This window comes from Elioraea sp. (assembly GCF_051860475.1).
Classification (GTDB): domain Bacteria; phylum Pseudomonadota; class Alphaproteobacteria; order Acetobacterales; family Acetobacteraceae; genus Elioraea.
The window spans coordinates 1-4294 of record NZ_JBHYDW010000226.1 but is presented as its reverse complement, the minus strand read 5'-3'; the positions used below and the strand labels follow the sequence as shown (position 1 = coordinate 4294).

General features: G+C 69.6%; 3 protein-coding genes. 2 read left to right on the top strand and 1 reads right to left on the bottom strand.

Annotation, left to right across the window (positions count from 1 at the left end; translation table 11 throughout):
- Positions 1-411 precede the first annotated feature (411 nt).
- Together ACTIFU_RS22675 and ACTIFU_RS22670 are read left to right on the top strand one after the other, a co-directional pair.
- A complete protein-coding gene (locus ACTIFU_RS22675) occupies positions 412-2199 on the top strand; it encodes an adenylate/guanylate cyclase domain-containing protein (protein ID WP_439580594.1) in 1788 nt (595 codons plus the stop codon).
- Between the two features lie 169 nt (positions 2200-2368).
- Complete coding sequence (locus ACTIFU_RS22670) at positions 2369-3370, top strand: hypothetical protein (RefSeq protein ID WP_439580593.1); 1002 nt, start codon at positions 2369-2371, stop codon at positions 3368-3370.
- Here the strand turns inward: ACTIFU_RS22670 and ACTIFU_RS22665 are convergent.
- A partial coding sequence (locus ACTIFU_RS22665) for a hypothetical protein (RefSeq protein ID WP_439580592.1) occupies positions 3349-4294 on the bottom strand: 946 nt, incomplete at its 5' end. The two genes, ACTIFU_RS22670 and ACTIFU_RS22665, sit on opposite strands and share 22 nt — an antisense overlap.

The window sequence follows — 4294 nt, the reverse complement described above, 5'->3', positions numbered from 1 at the left end:
CCAAGTCCCAAGGTTTGGAGAGAAACCGCCCTCCGGAGAGCGAAAACGGCGCTCGTTCCGCCTGCGCAGTATCAAGGCCCGCGCGCAAAGGCGCAGGAAACCTGCGGCTTTCGGCGTAGGTCACTGGTCAGGAGAAGGGTTGGATACGCGGCGACTGGAGCAGCGGTGGGAACCGGGAAGCGGAAAGTCTCTGGGGCGTGGCGACGTTCTTTGACCTCGACGGGCATACCTTCCTTACGATGCACCTAGCCGGGACCCGAGTGCCGCCCCCGCGCCGTCTCCGGCATGACCGTCGACCCTCAAACGGAGCACTGCGGTCGTAAGATGCTTCTCGGCTGCGACTGGAGCAGCCTATCCTGATCCTCGCCAGTGACCGGCCGGGAGGGGCGCTAACACGATTGGAGAGCCGGGTTGAATCAGCAGGACGACATTGCAACACCGCCGACGCGAAGGGAACGCCGCCTCGCCGCGGTAGCCTTCCTGGACGTTGTCGGGTACGGGCGCCTGGTCGAAACGGACGAGGAGGGAACGCTCGCCCGGTGGGCCGAGCTGCGGGATCGCATCATCGAGCCGCTCGTCGGCGCGTATCGCGGTCGGATAGTCGAGCTGCTTGGTGACGGCCTGCTGCTCATGTTCCAGAGCGCAGTGGATGCCCTCGCCTGGGCGCTGGCGGTCCAGCGGAAGCTGGCGGAGCCGGCTGCCGCATCCGATAAGGGGCCAGAACTTGAGGTGCGCATCGCCATCCATGTCGGCGACGTCGTGGTCGAAGGCGAGCGGATCCAAGGAGACTGTGTGAACATCGCCGCACGGCTGCAGGAACATGCGGATCCTGGCGGCATCGTGCTGTCGGCTGCCGTGCAGGAGCAGGTCGGTGCGGCGTTGCGCTACGAAGCCGCCGACCTCGGACCGCTTCAGCTGAAGAACATCGGCCGCGCCATCCGCGGCTACGCCGTGCCCGCGCCCGGCCACCGCAGCCCGCGTCGCGCGCCGGCGCTGCCCTCCCACCGTCCTTCGATCGCCGTTCTGCCGCTGCGCAGCGTCGGCCCTTCCCCGGTTGAGCGCTACTTCGCCGAGGGGCTCGCGCATGACGTCGTCGCCTCGCTGGCCGGATTCCGCGAGCTCTTCGTGGTCTCAAGCAGTTCGACCCTGGCGCTCCCCGCCGAGGGCGAGGATGCCGTGCCGACGGCCGCGCGCGCGCTCGGCGTGCGCTATGTCGTCACCGGCACGGTCACGCGGCAGGGTGACCGGATCCGCATCTTGGTGGAAATGACCGATGCGGAAACGCGCGCAGCGATCTGGAACGACCGCTACGATACGGCCGCCGCGGATCTCTTCACCGCGCAGGACGCGGCGGCGACCCGGATCGCCTATTCGCTGCTGCCGCATCTGCGCCAGAGCGAGCTGAGCCGTGCCCGGCGCAAGCCGCCCAGCAGCCAGGATGCCTACGACCTCGTGCTGCAGGCACTGCACCTGCTCTATGCGTTGGACGAGACGAAGCGTCCGCTGGCGCGCGACCTCCTGGTGCGCGCCGTGGAGCGGGACCCGGGCTATGCCATGGCGCATGCCCTGCTCGCCCATCTGCATGTCTTCAACGTGGGCGAGAGCAGCTCAAGCGACGAGGAGCACGACCGGTGCGAGGCGGCCCGTTATGCGACTCGCGCGCTCGAGCTCGATCCGTCCGACCCGATCGCGCTGGCGATCTATGGCCATGCCGTGGCCTTCCTGTTCGGCCAGCTCGATACCGCAATGGACGCCTTTGCTCGCGCGCTCGCCAGCGCGCCGAACAACCCGATCGCCTGGGGCATGAGCAGCCCGACCTACGCCTATCTCGGCGACGCGCCGACCGCGATCGCGCGGGCGGAGTACGCGCTCCGGCTCTCGCCGCTCGATCCCTATGCGCATGTGTTCCAGGCTTTTCTGGGCTTTGCCCACTTCGTCAATGGCACCCACGAGGAAGCGGTGCGCTGGAGCCGCCGCGGGCTGGCCGCCAATCCGCGCTACGTTGGCGTGCTGCGCCATCTGACAGCGAGCCTGGTGGCGCTCGGAGAGCTGCGCGAGGCACGGGAGACGGCCGCGCAGCTGATGGCGATCGTGCCTAGTTTCGGCATCAGCGCCTTCCTGGCCCGCTACCCGATCAAGGATCCGGAGCGGCGGGCCGCCTATGCCGACCTGCTGCGCGGCGCCGGGCTGCCGGAATGAATTTGGCTGCAACTCCGCGCCCGGTGTGGTGGCATGATGCCGCCGGCGCGCGGCGCCGGGCGCAAACCGGGGGGATGCCATGGGGCATGGGCACGGTCATGGACACGGACACGGACACGGACACGGACATGGGCATGGGCACGCGGGTGGCGGCTCGGGCTTCGACGCTGTGCCGCCGGAGCTTGCCTACCGCCAGATCACCCTGCAGTTCCAGCTCGGCGTCAATGCGCCGGAGGCGTTCCCCTTCGGGGTACTGGGCCACGCTCTGTGGCAGGCACCAGGTTCCCCCGGCCAGAGCCCCTTGCCGGCCGATCGCGTGCCGCCCACGCCGTGGGACGACAGCCTCTACGGGCTGATCGCCATGGGCGATTTCGCCGCTGCCGATCCCCAGTGGCGCGGCGATGCCGAACACATCGACACGGCTCATCTTAAATGGCAACCGACGGCGAACAATTCCCATGTCGGTTTCGTCACCGGCGAGATCGAGGCCCTCAAGCGTCTGATGGCCCAGGACCGCGAGCGCTACATGGGCGAGATTCTGGCGCAGCAGAACAATGCGCCGGACTACTGGGTAGGGATGTTCAATCTTGGCCGCAGCCGCACGCCCTGGACGCTGCGCCTGCTGTTCATGGCCTCGCGCATCGCCGAACTGGTCTCGATGCGCGCGAAGCTCTTCTACGACCGTCCGCGCCCGTCAGAGCTCTGTCCCGGCCTGATGCCGCCCTACGGACCGCCGGCGCATGCCTCCTTCCCGAGCGCGCACGCCACGCAGTCCTTCCTGATCGCCTACTGCCTCGATCACGCGATGCGGCCGAGCGGGGGCGATGTGTCGCCGTACCGTGACCAGCTGTTCTGGCTCGCCCGGCGGATCACGCTCAACCGGGAGCGCGGCGGCTTCCACTATCGCAGCGACAGCGATGCGGGCGAGTGCCTGGCGCAGAAAGTGTTCAAGCGCCTGACCGCTCTGAAGAGCAGTGGAGCCAATCGTCCTGATCCAGCCGATCCTCCTAATCCTGATCCCGAACCCGCTCGTCATCCCGCACCGGTGGTGAAGCAGGTGTTCGACCGCGCGCAGGCGGAGTGGCGGCGCCCGTCGACCACGACAGCCGCCGCCACTCCTCCCCCCCAACGGGGTAAGGCTCCGAGGGCTCAGAGGTCCCAGCGGAAGTAGGCGAGGTTGTTGTCGAAAGGGACCAAGTCGACGACCGGCGTGGGCCCGGCGGCGCAGGCCAACCCCGAGGGCTGGTAGAGGACGCTGCGGTCGCCCGGCGCATCGACCGCGAAGAGCACGGCGTGCCGGCCGCCGCCCGTCGGCGTCCAGGCGAACGGACCCGCCTCGACGCTCGCGCCCGGTGGGATATCCGCCGGGCCGGCCGCGGGCGGCAGCGCTGCCCAGCGTGTTCGGTTCCAGGTGTCGCAATCGGCGCCCGTCGTGGCATAGGCCGTGACCGTTACGCCGGCCGCCAGCGTCGTGCCGCGGTTGCCGATCCGCACCCAGAGGTGCTGCGCCGAGCCCGCGACCGGCCGCGCCACATTCGCCGCTGCCGCCGGCGGCGCCAGGCGCAGGGCCGCCTGGCTGGCCCGCCAGTCGGACGTGTACGCGTAGTCGCCGCCGCGTCCGTCATCGACGAACACGTCCACCGCTTCAGGCACGCCCGGGCCGTTTTGCGGCCAAGCGGTGCCGGCTGGGGGGTACAACCCTTGCTGCTCGAAGGCCCAGCGGACCACCTTGCGCACCGCGCCGCCGCACCGCTGTTGGCCGCCATGGGTGAACAGGCCGGTGTCCGCGTCCGCGGCCATCAGGGCGGTCGCGAAGACGCCAGGGGTGGACGGTACGGCGGCGGCCGGCCCGAGCGAGGCGACCGCGCGCATGATGAGGTAGGCAACGTAGTCCGCCGCTGCGCGCCGGCGCGGCCGATCGGGTTCATCATCCTCGCCCGCGCCGACACCCAGCATGGCATCGCCACCGAGCGCCCTGTACAGGCGGAAGAGGGTACTCGACAGGATCTCTTCCGCCGCATAGCCACCGGGATCGCGGGGGTCGGGATAGGCGGGCGGGTGGAGCGTGCCGTGCCAGCTCCAACCCTGCGCCGGG